Annotated in this window: 17 protein-coding genes; 5 read left to right on the forward strand and 12 right to left on the reverse strand. The window is 71.0% G+C overall.

The features are described 5' to 3' along the window. The 4 genes from FXF65_RS31955 to FXF65_RS31970 form a co-directional block, all read right to left on the reverse strand. The coding region (locus tag FXF65_RS31955) for a hypothetical protein (RefSeq protein WP_148353799.1) at positions 1 to 295 on the reverse strand (295 nt) is incomplete at its 3' end. A gap of 186 nt (positions 296 to 481) precedes the next feature. Then, a complete protein-coding gene (locus FXF65_RS31960) occupies positions 482 to 751 on the reverse strand; it encodes a cell division protein SepF (RefSeq protein ID WP_187412605.1) in 270 nt (89 codons plus the stop codon). A 125-nt stretch (positions 752 to 876) separates the two neighbouring features. Continuing rightward, the gene (locus tag FXF65_RS31965) at positions 877 to 2,091 is read right to left on the reverse strand and encodes an MFS transporter (RefSeq protein WP_222868841.1); all 1,215 of its coding nucleotides are present in this window, start codon (positions 2,089 to 2,091) and stop codon (positions 877 to 879) included. 9 nt (positions 2,092 to 2,100) lie between these two features. Beyond that, entirely contained in the window at positions 2,101 to 2,682 is a 582-nt protein-coding gene (locus FXF65_RS31970; RefSeq protein ID WP_222868842.1) for a GNAT family N-acetyltransferase, read from the reverse strand. A gap of 276 nt (positions 2,683 to 2,958) precedes the next feature. Here FXF65_RS31970 and FXF65_RS31975 point away from each other — a divergent pair, with 276 nt between their 5' ends. Beyond that, positions 2,959 to 3,222 (forward strand): SDR family oxidoreductase, encoded by a 264-nt coding sequence (locus tag FXF65_RS31975; protein WP_246199267.1) that lies wholly within the window; start codon positions 2,959 to 2,961, stop codon positions 3,220 to 3,222. Between the two features lie 136 nt (positions 3,223 to 3,358). Here FXF65_RS31975 and FXF65_RS31980 read toward each other — a convergent pair whose 3' ends face one another. The 7 genes from FXF65_RS31980 to FXF65_RS32010 all read right to left on the reverse strand — a co-directional run bounded on the left by FXF65_RS31980 (position 3,359) and on the right by FXF65_RS32010 (position 8,365). Then, the gene (locus FXF65_RS31980) at positions 3,359 to 3,859 is read right to left on the reverse strand and encodes a hypothetical protein (protein ID WP_148353803.1); all 501 of its coding nucleotides are present in this window, start codon (positions 3,857 to 3,859) and stop codon (positions 3,359 to 3,361) included. A 5-nt stretch (positions 3,860 to 3,864) separates the two neighbouring features. Then, positions 3,865 to 4,467 carry a hypothetical protein gene (locus tag FXF65_RS31985; protein WP_187412606.1) on the reverse strand — a complete coding sequence of 201 codons (603 nt, stop codon included), beginning with the start codon at positions 4,465 to 4,467 and terminating at the stop codon, positions 3,865 to 3,867. 192 nt (positions 4,468 to 4,659) lie between these two features. Beyond that, on the reverse strand, positions 4,660 to 5,319 hold the full coding sequence (locus FXF65_RS31990; protein WP_148353804.1) for a hypothetical protein: 660 nt from the start codon (positions 5,317 to 5,319) through the stop codon (positions 4,660 to 4,662). 8 nt (positions 5,320 to 5,327) lie between these two features. Next, positions 5,328 to 6,137, reverse strand: coding sequence for a hypothetical protein (locus FXF65_RS31995; protein WP_148353805.1), 810 nt, complete (start codon positions 6,135 to 6,137; stop codon positions 5,328 to 5,330). Then, positions 6,137 to 6,994: an ABC transporter ATP-binding protein gene (locus FXF65_RS32000; protein ID WP_148353806.1), complete on the reverse strand. Its 858-nt coding sequence runs from the start codon at positions 6,992 to 6,994 to the stop codon at positions 6,137 to 6,139. The genes FXF65_RS31995 and FXF65_RS32000 overlap by 1 nt, the downstream gene beginning before the upstream one ends. Beyond that, positions 6,991 to 7,812 carry a zf-HC2 domain-containing protein gene (locus FXF65_RS32005; protein ID WP_148353807.1) on the reverse strand — a complete coding sequence of 274 codons (822 nt, stop codon included), beginning with the start codon at positions 7,810 to 7,812 and terminating at the stop codon, positions 6,991 to 6,993. The genes FXF65_RS32000 and FXF65_RS32005 overlap by 4 nt, the downstream gene beginning before the upstream one ends. Positions 7,813 to 7,825: 13 nt before the next feature. Further along, the gene (locus tag FXF65_RS32010) at positions 7,826 to 8,365 is read right to left on the reverse strand and encodes an RNA polymerase sigma factor (protein ID WP_148353808.1); all 540 of its coding nucleotides are present in this window, start codon (positions 8,363 to 8,365) and stop codon (positions 7,826 to 7,828) included. A 149-nt stretch (positions 8,366 to 8,514) separates the two neighbouring features. Between FXF65_RS32010 and FXF65_RS44055 the strand changes: the two genes are divergently transcribed. From FXF65_RS44055 to FXF65_RS32030, 4 genes are all read left to right on the forward strand, one after another. Next, the gene (locus FXF65_RS44055) at positions 8,515 to 8,706 is read left to right on the forward strand and encodes an HAD family hydrolase (protein WP_187412607.1); all 192 of its coding nucleotides are present in this window, start codon (positions 8,515 to 8,517) and stop codon (positions 8,704 to 8,706) included. Between the two features lie 419 nt (positions 8,707 to 9,125). Continuing rightward, entirely contained in the window at positions 9,126 to 9,803 is a 678-nt protein-coding gene (locus FXF65_RS32020) for a hypothetical protein (protein WP_148353809.1), read from the forward strand. 37 nt (positions 9,804 to 9,840) lie between these two features. After that, on the forward strand, positions 9,841 to 11,928 hold the full coding sequence (locus FXF65_RS32025; protein ID WP_148353810.1) for a flotillin family protein: 2,088 nt from the start codon (positions 9,841 to 9,843) through the stop codon (positions 11,926 to 11,928). Positions 11,929 to 11,972: 44 nt separating this feature from the next. Then, a complete protein-coding gene (locus FXF65_RS32030) occupies positions 11,973 to 16,967 on the forward strand; it encodes a DNA repair ATPase (protein WP_246199269.1) in 4,995 nt (1,664 codons plus the stop codon). A gap of 199 nt (positions 16,968 to 17,166) precedes the next feature. On the opposite strand, the gene FXF65_RS32035 is transcribed toward FXF65_RS32030, so the two are convergent. Further along, positions 17,167 to 17,337 carry a hydrophobic protein gene (locus FXF65_RS32035; protein ID WP_148353811.1) on the reverse strand — a complete coding sequence of 57 codons (171 nt, stop codon included), beginning with the start codon at positions 17,335 to 17,337 and terminating at the stop codon, positions 17,167 to 17,169. Positions 17,338 to 17,409 lie beyond the last annotated feature (72 nt).

The following is a 17,409-nucleotide window of genomic DNA, read 5'->3' on the forward strand; positions in this document are numbered from 1 at the left end:
GGTCCCCACCGCCTTCAAACGCCCGAATCTCCACCATGGCGGCTTCGGCGGAGACCGCGGACCGCTGACCCTGAATCGCCTCGTCGGCGGAGGCCAGCAATGTGCGGATCAGCGGCGGTATCCGCTCGGGGAACTCCTCCTGCACCATCCCGAAGAGGGCCAGGGTGGCCCGCAGGTCATCGCCCACCTGGGCCGTTGGGAGCATCCGGTATCTCGCGTAGTGCAGCAGGCCCACGGTGGTGAAGACCTCCGGATCAGCTACCACCGGATTGGCCTGGGCGAACGCCTGCTCCATCAGTTGAGCGGCCTCTCGCAGTACTTCAGGCTCCAGCAGAGGTGCCGGGTCGCCTATTTCCAAGCACCTCGTGATCCTGGCCATCAGACCCGCTAACAGTCGATCCCGCACCAGTCGACCTCACTTTCCGGGCAGCTGACATCGATCAGATGCGGACGATGCTTGATCGCCACGTCCGGGACAGCGTCAATCGACGATGTGGGCCAGATCGGGGATGTGCGCGGCGGCGATCCGGGGCCTGGCCGGCGGCTGGAGGAGAAAGATCTTTTTGTCCAGTCGTTCCATCTCTCCGCCTCGTCCGCAGATCAGTCCAGCGCAGAAATCCACCATCTGCCTGGCCACATCGTCGGTCAGTCGCGTGAGATCCATGAGCACGGGGACACCCTTGCGGAAGAAATGCCCGACGTGGAGCACCTCGTTGTAGTCCTCGGGGCGGAGCGTTTTGATCACGGTCACGTCTCCATGCGGGGTACGAGTGCGGCGGCAGGACTGGGTGCCGGTCTCGATGATGGCACCCGCTCGCATGGCTTGGCCATGCAGAGGTCACGTGCTCGGCGAGTCGCCGGGTCGCGCGAATCAGCTCACTGCGAGCGAGACGGCCGGGCCGTCATGCGGTGGGCCAGTTCGGACGTGGCCAGGCCCAGGAGGACGCATCCGGCGGCGGCCCAGGGCAGCGCCGTGGGCCCGAAGCCGTCCAGGACCAGGCCGCCGGTGCCGCCGGCCATGGCCGCGGAGGCGTAGACGGCGGCGGCGTTGAGCGCCACCGCCAGCGGGGCCGAATGCGGCGCGGCCGCGATCAGGCGGTGCTGCTGGGGGACGGTGGTGCTCCAGGCGGCGAATCCGCACGCCGCCATCAACACCGCCGCGACGGCCGGGCCGAGGGAGATGGCGGCGGGGGCCAGGACCAGGCAGACCGCCAGGGCACCGGTGACCGCGGCGATCACCCGGCGGGGGCCGAACCGGTCGGCCCAGGCGGCGGTGACCAGCACACCGGCGGTGGCAGCCAGGCCGCCGACCAGCAGCAGCACCGCCAAGGAGGTGGTGTCCCCACCGGTGACCGGGGACAGGATCACCGCGATGTAGGTGTGGAACAGATAGTTCCCGATGGAGATCGCCACGGTGGTCGCGAGCAGGGCCGTCACCCGCCGGTCGCCCAGCGGCGCCAGCCGCGTCCGCAGGCCGATCCGGGGCGGTTGCGGGACGTGCGGAAGCCACAGCGCGAGGGCCGCCGCGGCGAGGGCGGCCAGCAGTGCGCTCAGCCACATCGTGGTCCGCCAGCTGATCATTCCTCCCAGCAGCGTTCCCGCCGGGACGCCCAGCGCCGTGGCCGAGACCAGTCCGACGAGCACATACGACAGTGCCCGAGCCCGGTGCTGGGGTGCGGTCAGGGTGGTGGCCGCGGCTGCTGCGGCCGGGGTGAACAGGGCGGCGCCGACGGCGGCCGGCAGGCGGGTGGCCAGCAGCGCTCCGTAGGAGGGGGCCAGGGCGGTGGCGGCGTTCCCGGCCGCCAGCACCAGCAGTCCGGTCAACAGCGCGCGGCGGCGCGGCCAGGCGCCGGTCAGCGTGGCGAGGACCGGCGCCAGCACCGCGTACGCCAGGCAGAACACCGTCACCGACTGGGCCGCTGCGGCGATACCGATGTGTAGCGAGGCGGCAATGCTCGGCAGCACGCCCGCGACGACGAAGGCGTCGGTGCCCACGGCGAACGTGCCAAGCGCCAGCACCAGGACCCGGGTCGGGACGGTCTGGCGAGGCGGGTGGACGACCCCGTCCGTCGTGGGATGGGTGATTTCCATGGGGTCGCGTCAGGTTCCTGCAAGCGCCAAGGGCGGCCGCTGACCGCGAGCACGGCGTTGGCGTTCCACCAGTTTCAACAGCCTGCTGTCGCGCCACTGATGGTCCACCAGGCTGAACAGCTTGTCATCACGCCAATTGCCGTTCTTGCAGGCGTACTCGGGAATCGTGCCCACCAGTGTCGCTCCGGCCGCTAGGGCGATCCTCTCCACTGCGGTGTTGTCCACCGTGCAAGTGAGCGTCAACCTGTGCCGGTTCAGGCTTTCGAAGACCAGTTCGCAGACGAGGGCGAAGCCCTCCACGGCGGCGCCCGTCAGCTGGTACTCGGGCAGGAGGCTGGTCGAGTGCGAGAAGGCGCTGCGATGCCGCTCCAGATCGACGGCGGTGGTACCGATCACCACATCGTCCCGGCGCCGTACGGCCACCATGCGGTAGGAACGGCGCGGCCGCTCCTGCGCGTCGCGGCGAGCCTGATCGAGCAGCGCGGCGCATTCCTGCGCCGTTCGGACCTCACTGCTCATGTCCGCCATGACGGCCGGATCTCCCCAGATCCGCGTCAAGGTCTCCAGGTCGGAGGCGACCAGGTCCCGCAACCGCAGGGTGGGGCCCTCCCTGAGGACCGTGGGAGGGCCAGCCATCATGTGCATGAGTTCGTCTTCCTGGAAGTCATTCGCACTCCTACAACACTCTCCGCGACTACTTTCTCACGCTTGGTGAGTGGATTGTCCAAGGCGCATCACGGGAGCCGTCGCATAGGCCGACACGGCCCGCCGCCACCCGGGCCACCGCGCCGCGCCGCATCTCGTCCTGGCCCGCACATCGCCCGCCATTTCGCCGTGTAGTAGGTCAGAATTCGGGTGGATTCCTGGGTGCGTTTCTCCCCCGAAGAGTGCGGCGTCACCGAGCAGGGGTTCGTCCAAGAGGCCCAGGACCGTTTCGGACATGTCGACGTCTTGATCGGCAACGCCGGGGTCATGCCGCTGTCGCGGCTCGACGCCGGGATGGTCGAGGAGTGGGACCGGATGATCGATGTGAACGTCCGCCGGCTCCTGTACGGCGTCGCCGCGGTCCTGCCCTGCTTCGAGGCGCAGGGATCAGGCCATATCGTCGTCCGCCCGGCCCGTCAGCGCTGAAACGATCTCGACGGCCATCCCCGGCAACTGCCACCACTACGCCGGACAGCCCGGAACCGGCATGGGCGACCGGTCCGGGCTGTGTCTTTTGCGCTCAGCGGGTCCACGGCCTGGTGCCGCGGCCCGGTACTACGGGTCAGGCTTCGATGACCTGGTTCAGGAGGTCTCGGTAGCCGTGCAGCGCCAGGCGGAGTCGTTCGGTGTCCGATTTCCCCTGGTCGTCGCGGCCTTCGGTGAGCGTCTGCCGGTGCGCGGCTATCGCGCGTCCGAGCGCGTCCACGGCGTCGGACGCGAGATCGTCCGCCCGGCGGACGGCCTCTCCCGGGTCGTCGACGAACGCGGCCTGGACGTCGTGCCAGCGCTGCCGGAACCGCTCCGCCTCGGCCGGGTCGAGCAGTTGCGCCCGCTTCTCCGCCGATCCGCGCTTTTCCGCCGGTCCGGGCGTCTTCGCCGGTCCGGACGCCGACGCCGGTGTCGGCGCCGGTGTCGGCGGCGGTCCCGGCTCGGCGGGAGGCGGCGGGGGTGACGGTGCGGTGGGGGCCTCGATGACCGGCGGCTTCGGTGCGGTCGCGGATCCTGCGACGTGCGTGTCGCCGGCCGTGTTCGGCGCCGTGTCGACGGGTCGCCTGTGCTCCATCGGGGTCAGCTCCTCGTGGTCCGGTCGTCGCGGTGCCGCCCCGTCCCCGCGGCGGCTTCGTGCCCGGTCGGCTCGCCGGGCGTGGCGAGCAGTTCCTCGAACAGGGCGCGGTAGTGCACCATCGCCTGGCGCAGGTCCTCGGTGGACGCCTGCTTGGCGGCGGCCTTCCCGCTGATCGCGTGGGCGTTCCGGTAGTGGTCCATCGTGCGGCCGTGCTCGACGGAGAGGTGCGCGACCTTCTCCTCGAAGCCTCGGGCCGGGTAGCCGCGCTCGCTCATCACGACGGTGACGAGGCGGTCGGCCTCCTCGACCGCGGCGTCCGGGGCGTCGACGAAACGCTCCTGGACGCGGAGCCACTGCTCGCGGTACTGCTCGCGCCGGGTCGGGTCGAGGTCGCGCAGGTCGAGTTCCTCGTGGCGGCGCTCGCGGGAGCGCAGCTCACGCTCGGCCGCGGCTCGGCCGCCCGCGCGCTCCACGGTGCGGTCGTACTCTGGGCCGAACCGCTGCCTGAGCCGCCGCGTGCGGGACGCGTTCCGGGCCAAGTACGCGGCCGTGACCAGGGCGGCCACGACGATGACGGCGATGATGACCCATATCGCGGTCGACATGGTGGTTCCTCCAAGGTGCGCCGGATCGTACGGAAACGCGGATGCCCGGAAAACGGCGTTCAAAACAGACGGCCATGAACGGGTCACGTGACGGTCAGGGGCGGCGCGGGCCGGTCAGAAGAACCGCCGCCATCCCGATCACGCAGACACGACTGCTCAGACGCGCCAGCGCGCGGACAGATCACAGTGCTATCACGAGCGCCATATGCGCCAGGTAGCGAAAGAGGACGCGCTGCTCCTTTTCCAGACGCTGGCGGGGTCGCGCATTGCGGCCATGAGCACGCAGAACGCGATGACCAGAACGCCCGACCATCGCAGGTGAGCCGGAGTCCATTGTGCTCCGTAGGCGATCAACATTGGCGCTTGCGGAATTGACGTCGCGAGCAATAGTCCGGCCAGCAGCGCGGGCGTGGTGATGACGCCGGGGTGCTCGAATCCGTGGCGACGGCCCCACGCGGCAACGGCCCAGATCACGGTGAGTGCGGCGGCGAGTTCGACCGTGAGGCCGACGCCGAGGGCCCACCGGTCGTCGGCCGGTGCCGAGGGGAGGTAGCGAGCGAGTATGACCGTCCACGATGGGACGACAACGGCCGCGGCGAAGCCGATGCGCAGCCAGATTCGGCGGGCCAGGCTGTACGGGCTGGCCTGCAAGGTGACAGCCGCGCCGTCATCGAGCACGTACCCGCTCCCCAGTGCCAGCAGCAGGCCCAGGACGCGCAGGTCTCCGATGACGTCGTGCGTGCCGCCGCGACGAGCCGCCAGGAACACTGCGACGGCGGCGGCGCCGGACAGGAAGGGAGCCAGGCGCACGCTGCGCACCAGGTGGCCGCTGCGGACGAGTTCCCACGCCACGGACGGAGTCATGGCAGTTGGAGCCAGCCGAGCGCGAGGGTGGCGGCCACGACCGGCCCACCGACGAGGGCCAGCCGCGGCCATTGCGCGCGATCGCGGTAGACGGCGGCGACGGCGGCGCACGCGCAGAGTCCGGCCAGGTAGGCGGCATGCAGCCACGGTTCGCCCGGCGCCGGCGCCTGCCCCTCGAAGGGGGTGCCCGTCGTCCACCACATCCACCAGATGCCGGAGTCGAACCGCCTGAACAGGATGACGCCGCCCAGGGTCGCGGCGAGGAAGGTGACGAGCACGCCGCCCGCGAAGGGCAGCCAGCGGGCGGCGAGGACGCCGAGCAGCCCGGCCCCGGCGAGGACGAACGGAAGCTGGGCGAGCTCGCCGGCAGTCCACACGTCCTCGGGCGAGATGTACTTGACGCTGTCGATGAGAGCCATGGCACCCGCCCCGATGACGCCGACTCCGGCCAGCGGGAGGGCGACGCCCAGACTCATCGCCCACGTCCGGCGGGTGTCCGTGATGGGCGTGACGTTCAGCATCTCCTCGGCCCGACTGCGGCGGGCACTGCTGGCGACCAGGTTCGCCGAGAAGAGGACGAATATCGGCCCGAAGAACGTGAGGGCGGTGAAGATGGTGCCGTACCAGTAGCCGGCGTTCCGGCCGCCGCTGGCCGTGTCGAAGGCGGTGGTCACGGTGACGACGACGGGGACCGGCCACAGCACGGGATGCCGGACGAGGCGGCGCGCCTCCCGGCCGATCAGTGGCGTCAAGCGGCGGGAGACGACCTCGACCGGGCCGGTGGCGACGGATTCCGCAGCGGTCATCAGCGGGTGACCTCCAGCTCGGGTTCGCTCATGAGCAGGAGGTACGCGTCCTCCAGCGTGGGCGGGATCAGTTCGACGCCCGCCGGTGGGTCGCCGACGTTGCGGTAGACGCCGTCACCGGTGCGCCACGCCGTGAGCGCGTCGGGCGACCGTTGGGTGTCCGTCCACACGCGTCCCGCGGCCTGCTCGGTCAGCTCGGCGGGCGTGCCGACGAATCGGGCCCGGCCCTGGTGGATCACGGCGATCCTGCCGCACAGGGCGGTGATGTCCTCGGTCTGGTGGCTGGACAGGACCACCGTGCGTCCCTCACCGGCCTGAGAGATCATCTCTCGGAACCGCAGCCGCTGCTCGGGGTCGAGGCCGACCGTCGGCTCGTCGAGGACGAGCAGGTCGGGGTCGCCGAGCAGCGCCTGAGCCAACCCGACCCGCCGCCGCATTCCGCCGGAAAGGGCACGGATCCGCTTCGCGCTGACGGACTCCAGCCCGGTCAGCGCGATGACCCGGCGGACTTCGTCGTGCCGCGTCCGCCGGTCGGTCATCTCCTTCAGAATCGCCACGTAGTCGACGAACTCGAAGACCGTGAACCCCCGGTGGAAACCGGCGTCCTGGGGCAGGTAGCCGAGGCGTCGGCGGATCCCCGTACGGTCGGCGGGACGCGCCGGGTCACGGCCCAGCAGGGACACCGTGCCCTGATCCGGTACCAGAACGGTGGCGATCATCCGGAGCAGAGTCGTCTTTCCCGCCCCGTTCGGTCCGAGCAGCCCGGTCACCCCGGGATCGGCGTCGAGGTCGACGCTGTCCAGCGCCCTCGTCCGGCCGAAGGACTTGGTCGCGCCATGCACGCTCACTGTTGTCATGCGCTTCTTCCCAGCCTGATCGTGATGGTGTTTCGGGTGACGGCGAGCCAGGCGCCGCCGCCGATGGCCCCGGCGAGCCAGAAGAACTGGGCTCCGATGCCGAAGGCGACGCCGAGGTGACCGGCGACTGTGGCCGGAGCGGTCACCAGCACCCACGCCCCCGCCACGACGCCGACCGCGACGACGGGCGTCATGCGGGAGGTCAGAGCCAGCGCGGTGCAGATGAGCCCGGCGGTGGGCAGGAGCCAGGCGGCGGCCAGCCACTTCGAGCCGGGTAGTGCGAGCCCGGCCGCGGCCACGATCGGCACGGTCACCGCCAAGACCGCGGCCGTACGTATCAGCAGCAATCGCAGCCCCGAATATGGCGCGGCGAGCCCGATCTCCCGGGTCGGGTCGAGGCCGCCCGCGAAGGCCACCGCGACACCCGCCAGCGGCCCGAGCGGCGCGACCACGAGAAACATCTGGAGGAAGCGCTCATCGGCCTGAGCCGCCCAGGCCGCGAGCGCGAGCACACCCGCGACGGCCAGCAACCACGGCCCTCGCAGGGTCGGCGTCGCGGCCACGAGCCGCGCCGTCGCCTCGCCGACGCCGAGCCGGGCCAGCATCCGTTCGGGCCAGGTCCGCCGAGGGGCGTCGACCCGGTCGACCACCTCACGCCAGATCGCCTCCACCCGCCGAGCATCCACGTAGGACGAGATCACGTCCCGGCAAGCCGCGCATTTCACCAGGTGCGCCTCGGCGGACGCGGCGAGCACCGGCGAAGCGACCCCCTGCGAATACCGGCGGAGCGACTCCTGATCCAGGTGCCAACCGGTCATCCCAACCTCCCCGTCATGCCAGCCGCTCCCGCAGCAGAGCGCGGGCGCGCATCATCCGTGTCTTGACCGTGCCGGGTGGAATGCCGAGCAACCGGGCGGCCTCCCGCGTCGTCAGCCCGTCCAGGACGGTCGCCTGCACAACGGCCCGCAGCTCCGGCGACAGGCTTGCCAGCGCCGCCCCCACGTCGCCGTATTGGACGGCGAGCAGCACGTGCTCCTCGGCCGATGTCTCGACTCCGGCGAACTCGGTCAGCTCATCGGTCGGCGGCCGACTCCGCCGCAGCGCGTCGACCAGACGCCGGATGCCGATCCCCCAGATCCACGCGGCCACCTCGCCCCGGCGATCCCATTTCCCGGCCGACCGCCAGACCGCCACGAACGTGTCCTGCACGACCTCGTCGACGAGTTCCGGTGATGCGCACCGCCGCCCCAGGCGCACCAAGAGCCACGGCAGGTGCCGCCGATAAAGCTCAGCGAACGCCTCCCTGTCGCCGTCGGTGATCGCCGCAAGAAGCTGGGAATCCTCCCGGGGATCCGGCGGTCGGGTCACCATGCGCGGCTACCCGATACCCCGACCGCGACCAGCACGCTGGCCACAAGCCACCGCGCCACCCGCGAGCCCCAACTCCCATCCACGCCTTGTACGTCGCACCAACCGCGCCAAACGGTTCACCGCCCCGCTTCAAATCGCCCCCTGCTGCGGTGTGGGTGCTCCTGGCTGACCTTGACGTCCATCCCGACGTCTCTGACGGCGTGCGCGCGTTGCACAGGGCCGGGTTGCGGCTGGCCACGTTGACCAATGGCTCCACGCACACCCTGGCCGTCGACCCTGCCAAGACGCTTCTGATCGCCGTCCACCCCTGGGACGTCGACGGCGCACTTTTGGTGAATTGAGTAGAAACCCTTGGCGGTAGACGCGCCTCGGGGTGGCATCGGTCACCTCGGTTACTAATGCGCTTTACCCGGTGCCAAGAATGCGCTAATGTGGCCCTTGGTGTGCCGGGAAGTCTGGTCGGCAAATGTATGACGCGTTGTCAGTGGCGCGTCTCCGACCAGGAGAGGCCGATGAGCCGAGACGAGCACACCCTCCAGGGACAGCCGTTGCGACGAGTCGCGCCGCCCTTCCCGCGACCCCGTTCCCGCCCTCCCGGGCCGCGACCCCCGGTCGCCTTCGCTTTCCTTTTCCCTGATAGCAGGTGACCGTTCCGGTCACCTGCCCATTGCCTGAGCAACTCGCTCTTTCCTTTCTTCACGGCCTGCGTTCTACGCCCGCGCCCGTTTGATCGCGCCGTCGGACAGAAAGTCTGTTCACCATGGTCGAATTCTTTGATGCTGCGCTTGGTTTTCCGACGGCGCTGTTCAGTTTCGCGCTGTTGGTGGTCGCCGGGTATTGGATCGTGGTCCTGCTCGGCGGCCTCGGGATCGACGCCCTCGACACCGATGCCGATACAGGGGCCGGCGTCGAGGTCGAGGGCGGCGGGTTCCTCGGGGCGGCGGGGCTCGGCGGCGTCCCGGCGACCGTGACGCTGTCGCTGGTGATCAGCCTGGCATGGTTCGTGAGCCTCGCGGGCTCGGTGCTGATGGGCGACACCGGCGGCGTGGCGGTGCACGCACTGCTGTCGGTCGGCGTGCTGCTCGTCGCGCTGACGGGGGCGTGGCTGTGCACGCGGGGCCTGGTCCGGCCGCTGCGCCGGGTGTTCCAGGGCGCGGCGGAGCCGTCCCGGCGTGACTTCGTGGGCGAGATGTGCGTCATCCGCACCGGGCGCGTCGGGCCGGACTTCGGCCAGGCCGAAGTGACCTCGGCGGACGGGTCGTCGGCGATCGTGCAGGTCCGGCAGCCGAGCGCGGACGTCCCCGTCGCGGGCCGAGCGGGCGGCACGGGGCTGACGGCGGGCAGCACCGCGCTGATCTTCGACTACGACCCGGTCGCCGAGTGCTTCCTGGTGATGCCGTACGAGGCGCCGCCCCGGCCGGACGATCCGGCCGCCTGATCCGCACCTCCTCCAACCCGAGAGACAGGGGACTTCCTTGGATGCCATCACCATCGGGGCCGGCGTGCTCGTCGCGCTGCTGCTGTTCGTCGCCCTCGGCATCGTGTTCGTCGTGACCCGCCTGTTCCGCAAGGTCGAGCAGGGCCGGGCACTGATCATCTCCAAGCTGAAGAAGGTGGACGTCACCTTCACCGGCGCGGTCGTGCTGCCCGTCCTGCACAAGGCGGAGCTCATGGACATCTCGGTGAAGACGATCGACATCGAGCGGACCGGCCGGGACGGGCTGATCTGCAAGGACAACATCCGCGCCGACATCCGCATAACGTTCTTCGTCCGGGTCAACAAGACGGCCGAGGACGTCATCAAGGTGGCGCAGGCGATAGGCACCGCGCGGGCCAGCGACCAGGACACGCTGCAGGAGCTGTTCGCGGCCAAGTTCTCCGAGGCGCTCAAGACCGTCGGCAAGCACCTGGACTTCGAGGACCTCTACACCCGCCGCAATGAATTCCGCGACCACATCATCCAGGTCATCGGCACGGACCTGAACGGCTACAGCCTGGAAGACGCGGCGATCGACTACCTGGAGCAGACCTCGCTCCTGTCGCTCGACAAGTCCAACATCCTGGACGCGCAGGGCATCCGGAAGATCACCGAGCTGACCGCGATCCAGCACGTGCGGACCAACGAGCACGCCCGCACCGAGGAGAAGGAGATCGCGCGGCAGAACGTCGAGGCGCGCGAGGCGATCCTGGAGCTGGAGCGGCGGCAGGCGGACGCCGAGCTGAAGCAGCAGCGCGAGATCGAGACGGTCCGGGCCCGCGAGGAGGCCGAGGTCGAGCGGGTGAAGGCCGAGGAGCGGCTGCGGGCGCAGAGCGCGCACATCCGCACCGACGAGCAGCTCGGCGTGCAGACCGAGAACCGCAACCGGGAGGTGGAGGTCGCGTCGAAGAACCGGGAGCGGGTCATCGCGATCGAGAGCGAGCGGATCGAGAAGGACCGGCTGCTGGAGGTCATCGCCCGCGAGCGGGAGACGGAACTGACCCGGATCTCGGCGAACAAGGAGGTCGAGGCGCAGAAGCGGGAGATCGCCGAGGTCGTCCGGGAGCGCATCGCGGTGGAGCGGACCGTCGCCGAGCAGGAGGAGCACATCAAGCGGCTGCGCACCGTCGAGGAGGCCGAGCGGACCCGCCAGGCGGTCATCATCCAGGCCGAGGCGGAGGCGCAGGAGAACCTGGTCAAGGACATCAAGGCGGCCGAGGCCGCGGAGGCGGCGGCCGAGCACCGGGCGCGCGAGGAGCTGACGCTCGCCGAGGCCCGCCGGCAGACCGCCGATCTGGACGCCGAGGCCAAGATCCGGCTCGCCGAGGGGATCAGGGCCGAGGCCGCCGCGACCGGGCTCGCCGAGGTCCAGGTGCGCGAGCGGGACGCCGAGGCCATCGAGAAGGTCGGCCGGGCGCGGGCCGTCGTGGCGCGGGAGACGGCGCACGCGGCGGCGACGGCCGTCCGCGAGAAGCTCAAGGCCGAGGCCGAGGGGCTGACCGACAAGGCGGCGGCGATGGCGGCGCTGGACGAGGCGAGCCGCCGGCACGAGGAGTACCGGCTGCGGCTGGAGGCCGACAAGGACGTCCGGCTGGCGGGGATCGAGGTGCAGCGGCAGGTCGCGGAGGCGCAGGCGACGGTGCTGGCGACCGGGTTGGAGAAGGCCGACATCAGCATCGTCGGCGGCGACAGCGTGTTCTTCGACCGGCTCGTCGGCGCGGTCTCGCTGGGCCGGAGCGTGGACGGCTTCGTCCAGAACTCCGAGGTCGCGCAGACGCTGGCCGGGCCGTGGCTGGACGGGTCCGGGGACTTCACCGCCGACGTGTCCCGGCTGCTCGGTTCGCTGGACGCCGCGAGCGTCCGGGACCTGACCCTGTCGGCGCTGCTGGTGCGGCTGATCAAGAGCGGCGGCCCGGAGAGCGGGAAGCTCCGCGAGCTGCTGGACACCGCGCACCGGCTCGGCGTCGCGGACGCCCCGCTCGCCGACATACCGCTCGCCGAAGCACCGCTCACCGAAGCACCGCTCACCGAAGCACCGCTCGCCAAGGCGGCCGCGCCGAACTCGGTCAACGCGGCCACGAACTGACCGCGCCGTAGGAGCAGGGACCGCAGGAGCAGAGGAGGACACCCGTGACCGAGCCCGTCATCGACATCCCCGACGAGACGTCCGTGCGGGAGGACGAGAGCGGGCTCGATCACGGCACCTACGAGGTGCTGCGCGCCCGGCTGGCCGAGCATGCCGCCGAGCTGGCCCGGCGCGCCGAGACGCTGAACGCCCGCCGGGTGGAGACCTTCGGCGGCGCCGAGTTCGAGCTCGCCGGGACCGAGCGGATCCGCACCCGGCACAACGGCGTGCCCCGCGACATCGTCGCCCTCGGCGAGACGATGCTGTTCGGCTACAACGTGTCCTTCGGGGCGAAGCCCGGAACCGACGTCGCCGACGTCTTCACCCTCCACCGCTTCGCCGTGGAGCACCCGGCCGAGGGCGCGGCGGCGTTCACGCTCACCGAGGCGGGGGCCGACGCGGTGCCCGGGTTGCTGGACGACCCGCGCTTCCAACGCGACTTCGCCGACATGTACCGCTACTACCGGCAGGCGCGCCTGTTGCAGTTGCGCCTGTTGGACGGCCGGCTCCTGGCGGTGTTCCAGACCGGCCCGAAGCTGGACGACGTCCGGGTCCTGCGCTGGCGGGTCGGCGCCGACGGCGCCGTCCTCTACGAGGACAACCAGGGCGAACGCGACCACGTCTTTCCCGCGTCCCACGACGTCGAGTGGACCGCGACCACCCGCGACGACCACGTCCTCGGCCGCCACCCGCACGTCTCGATCGGCGGCGAGGTCTTCGTCGGGACGGTCGGCGGAACCCTCACGGTCAAGATCGAGGACGACACCGAGTCCGGGACCGGCGTCTACGGCGAGCCCGTGGACGAGCCGCTGCAGAGCCTGGCCGACGCCGAGGTGCACCATGCCAGGGTCGGCGCGCTGGTCCTGCTGCGGGTCCGCCCGTACAACGAGACCGCCTGGCGGCACCTGGTGTTCAACACCCGCACCAAGGAGGTGGTGCGGCTCGACGGCATCGCGCAGGCATGCCGGCGGCTGCCCGGCGACCACGGGATCGTCTTCCCCGGCGGCTACCTCCTGGCCACCGGCGCCGCCAAGACCTTCGACGTCGACGTCACCGGTCTGGAGTTCGAGCGGACAGTGCGCTCGCCCAACGGCGAGGACGTGCTGTACGTCTTCCACGCCCGCGCGGACGGACGCTCGCTGCTGCTGCCCTACAACGTGATCCGGGAACAGGTCGCCACGCCGGTCACCTGCCACGGCTACTCGTTGTTCGACGATGGCACGCTGCTGGTCCTGCGGGCCTTCTCCGACGAACCGGGCCTCGTCCACCCCGTCCAGGTGTGGCTGACGCCGTTCGCCTCCGACGCGCACGCCGCCGCGCGACCGGTCGGCACCGGGCCGCTGGAGCGCGTCGGCAACGCCGACCTCGTGCGCGGCGTCTCCGACTGCCTGGGCATCACCCGGATGGTCGAGGAGATGGCGCCGTCGGCCGAGGTGTTCGACGCGCTCGTCGCGGCCTGCGTGCGGGCCGCCGACCGCCACCACTGGTTCGCCCAGGGGGATCTGGGCGACCTGGCGGCGCCGCTGGCCGGGGTCCGCGGCACCGCGCGGCAGGTCCTGGAGGAGTACGAGAACGTCCGGGCCCTCACCGAGCAGGCGGCCGCCGCCGTGGCGCGGGCGGGTGAGGAGGCCGAGGGGATCGTCCGGCGGGCGCGGGCCGAGGCGCCCGGCGGCGCGGACGGGTGGGTGAGCCGGCTCGCCGAGCTGCGCCGCGCCCAGGGACGGGTGGAGACGCTGCGCGAGCTGCGCTACGTCGACACAGTCCGCATCGACGAGCTCGCGGCGACGCTGGAAGACGAGCTGGAGAACTCCGGCCGCCGCGCCGTCGAGTTCCTGCAAGGCGATGGGGCCTTCACCGAGTACCACGCCGAGGTCGCGCGGCTGACCGAGGAGGCTGACGCCGTCACCACGGTGGCCGACTGCGAGGCGGTCGCCGAGCGGCTCGGCGCGCAGACCGACGGGCTGGAGGTCGTCACCCGGGTCGTCGGGGCCCTCGACATCACCGAGGCGACCGCCCGCACCGCCATCCTGGAACGGGTCGGCGAGGTCCTCGGCGGCCTCAACCGCGCCCGCGCCGTCCTGGACAACCGCCGCCGGGACCTGCTCGACGCCGAAGGGCGGGCGGCGTTCGCGGCCGAGTTCGCGGTGCTCGACCAGGCCATCGGCGGCGCGATCGCCATGGCCGACTCCCCGCGCCGCTGCGACGAGCACCTCGGCCGGCTGCTGCTCCAGGTCGAGGCCCTGGAGTCGCGCTTCGCCGACTTCGACGACTTCCTCGCCGAACTGGAGGCCAAGCGCACCGACCTGTACGAGGCGTTCTCCACGCGCAAGCAGGCGCTGCTGGACGAGCGCGCCCGGCGCGCCGACCGCCTCGCCGGCTCGGCCGACCGCATCCTGTCCAGCGTGCGGCGCAGGGCCGCCGACCTGGGCAGCGCCGAGGAGGTCACCACCTACTTCGCCACCGACGCGATGGTGGCGCGGCTGCGCACCGTCGCGGGCGAACTCCGCGACCTCGGCGAACCCGGGCGCGCCGAGGAACTGGAGAGCAGGATCGCCGCGGCCCGCCAGCAGGCCGGCCGGTCGCTGCGCGACCGCCTCGACCTCTACGCCGACGACGGGCGCACGATCCGCCTCGGCCGACACCGTTTCGCGGTCAACACCGAGCCGATCGAACTCACCCTCGTCCCGCATCAGGGCGCGCTGGCCTTCAGCGTCACCGGCACGGACTACCGCGCGCCAGTCCGGGACGCGGCCTTCGCCGCGACCAAGCGGTTCTGGAACCAGAGCCTGGCCTCCGAGACACCCGAGACCTACCGCGCCGAACACCTCGCCGCCCTGATCCTCGCCGAGCGGGGACCCGAGACCATCCAAACCGAATCCGAGCCTGGACTGCTGGAACTCGTAAGGAAGACGGCGGCGACCCGCTACGACGAGGGCTACGAACGCGGCGTCCACGACCACGACGCTGTCGCGATCCTCACCGCGCTACTGCGCCTGCACACGGCGGCTGGCCTGCTGCGTTACCCGTCCGACGGACGCGCCGCGGCCCAGCTGTTCTGGGCCCACGGCGCGGACGACGCGCATCGGGCCGCCTGGACCACGAGGGCCGCGTCGCTGGCCCGCGCCCGCCGCGCCTTCGGCCGACCGGACGCCGTCGCCGACCTGGTCAACGAGCTGACGACCGCCATCGCCGAGTTCGACGCACCGGCCCCAGCCGACCCGAGCCTCGCCGCCGAGTACCTGGTCGAGGAACTCGCGTCCGCGCCGATCGGGTTCGCGACCAGCGCCGGGGCCCGCACGCTGCTCACCGGATTCCGCGAAGCGCTCGGCGACTCCCACAAGGAATTCACCGACGACCTCGACGCACTCGGCACCGCGTCCCTGCGCACCCGGCACCAGCTCGCCGACGCATGGCTCCGCTCATTCGCCGCCACCGCCCACGACCTGCCCACCGCCCACGACCTGCCCGACGCCCACGACCTGCCTGAGGCCCTCGCCGTGCTGCTGTGCGGCCCGCTCCCCCGCTACGACGTGACCGCGTCGATCTCTGCCGATGTCGACGGTCTGCTCGGCACCCACCCGCGCCTCACCGGCCGCCGCCTGGAACTGCGCCTGGACGAGACCCTCGCCCGAACCCGCCGCCTGCGCACCGAGCACATCCCGGCGTTCCGCACCTACCAGCGCCGCCGCACCGAACTGCTGGCCGCCGAACAGAAGCGCCTACGGCTGCACGACCACAAGCCGCGGGTGATGAGCACCTTCGTCCGCAACCGGCTGGTGGACGAGGCGTACCTGCCGCTCATCGGCGACAACCTGGCCAAACAGCTCGGCGCGTCCGGCGACGCCAAGCGCACCGACCAGATGGGCCTGCTGCTGCTGATCTCCCCGCCGGGCTACGGCAAGACGACCCTCATGGAGTACGTCGCCGACCGGCTCGGCCTGATCTTCGTCAAGGTGAACGGGCCCGCGCTCGGCCACGGCGTCACCTCCCTCGACCCCGCCGAGGCGCCCGACGCCACCGCCCGGCAGGAGGTCGAAAAGATCAACTTCGCGCTGGAGATGGGCGCCAACGTGCTGCTCCACCTCGACGACATCCAGCACACCTCCCCCGAGCTGCTGCAGCGGTTCATCTCGCTGTGCGACGCGCAGCGCCGCATCGAGGGCGTCTGGGACGGCGAGACCCGCACCTACGACCTGCGCGGCAAACGCTTCGCCGTCAGCATGGCCGGCAACCCCTACACCGAGTCCGGACAGCGGTTCCAGGTACCCGACATGCTCGCCAACCGCGCCGACATCTGGAACCTCGGCGACGTCCTGACCGGCAAGGACGACCTGTTCGCTCTCAGCTACATCGAGAACGCCCTGACCTCCAACCCGGTCCTGGCGCCGCTGTCCACCCGCGACCGCGGCGACGTCGAACTGCTCGTCCGGCTCGCGTCCGGCGACCAGGCGGTGCGACCGGACCGGCTCACCCACCCCTACGCGCAGGCCGAGTTGGACCAGGTCCTGTCCGTCCTGCGCAAACTGCTCCAGGCCCGGACGGTCGTCCTGACCGTCAACCGCGCCTACATCGCCTCGGCCGCCCAGTCCGGCGCGTCCCGCACCGAACCGCCGTTCCAGCTCCAGGGCTCCTACCGCGACATGAACAAGCTCGCCGAACGGATCGTCCCGATCATGAACGGCGACGAGCTCGACGCCCTCATCGACGACCACTACCAGGCCGAAGCCCAGACCCTCACCACCGGCGCCGAGGCCAATCTCCTCAAACTCGCCGAACTCCGCGGCACGCCGACCCCCGAGCAGGCCGAGCGGTGGGCCCACATCAAGACCGCCTACCAGCGCGCCCAGGCCCTCGGCGGAACCGGCAGCGGCCCGGCCGACCGCGCCGTCGGCGCCATCGGTCTGCTCGCCGACCGGCTGGCCGCCATCGAAAAGGCCATCCAACGCCCGCCCGCCGCCCACCACAACAACACATCCGGCCCCCACAGCCTCGCTCAGTGAACGGCTCCACGCGGTTGACCGGTCGCGGTGGCATACCCGGACGCCGCTTTACCATCCCGGCCATCCGGCAATGGCCCCCGGGCCGTCCGGAAAGGACGATCCGAGGGCCATTGACGGTTCGAGGACTTCTGTCCGGCCGGATAAAAAGGGGAGCCTCGCTCCGCGACCCGAGGGGTCGCTCACCAGCGTGAACGCCCGGTCACCAGCGGTACCATCGACCGCGGCCGCCTCCGGCGTTGTTCGGACGGACCACGAATCCGAGCAGCCAGAGCACCAGGACCGCTATCGCGATCCACCACAGGGCTTTCAGCGCGAAACCCGCGCCGGCAAGGACGACAATCAGCAGCAGAACCAGTAGCAACGGAACCATCTCTGCACCTCCGGCCCCGGATATGCCCTTCCGGGACCGAACTATTCCACGCCCTTACCCGGTTTTTTACGC

This window comes from Actinomadura syzygii, assembly GCF_008085905.1.
GTDB classification, from domain to species: Bacteria; Actinomycetota; Actinomycetes; order Streptosporangiales; family Streptosporangiaceae; genus Spirillospora; species Spirillospora syzygii.

Coding starts and splice junctions, on each gene's coding strand:
- FXF65_RS31965 (WP_222868841.1), bottom strand. CDS start 2,091: ATGGAAATCACCCATCCCACGACGGACGGGGTCGTCCACCCGCCTCGC.
- FXF65_RS31980 (WP_148353803.1), bottom strand. CDS start 3,859: ATGGAGCACAGGCGACCCGTCGACACGGCGCCGAACACGGCCGGCGAC.
- FXF65_RS31985 (WP_187412606.1), bottom strand. CDS start 4,467: ATGTCGACCGCGATATGGGTCATCATCGCCGTCATCGTCGTGGCCGCC.
- FXF65_RS31995 (WP_148353805.1), bottom strand. CDS start 6,137: ATGACCGCTGCGGAATCCGTCGCCACCGGCCCGGTCGAGGTCGTCTCC.
- FXF65_RS32000 (WP_148353806.1), bottom strand. CDS start 6,994: ATGACAACAGTGAGCGTGCATGGCGCGACCAAGTCCTTCGGCCGGACG.
- FXF65_RS32005 (WP_148353807.1), bottom strand. CDS start 7,812: ATGACCGGTTGGCACCTGGATCAGGAGTCGCTCCGCCGGTATTCGCAG.
- FXF65_RS32010 (WP_148353808.1), bottom strand. CDS start 8,365: ATGGTGACCCGACCGCCGGATCCCCGGGAGGATTCCCAGCTTCTTGCG.
- FXF65_RS32020 (WP_148353809.1), top strand. CDS start 9,126: ATGGTCGAATTCTTTGATGCTGCGCTTGGTTTTCCGACGGCGCTGTTC.
- FXF65_RS32035 (WP_148353811.1), bottom strand. CDS start 17,337: ATGGTTCCGTTGCTACTGGTTCTGCTGCTGATTGTCGTCCTTGCCGGC.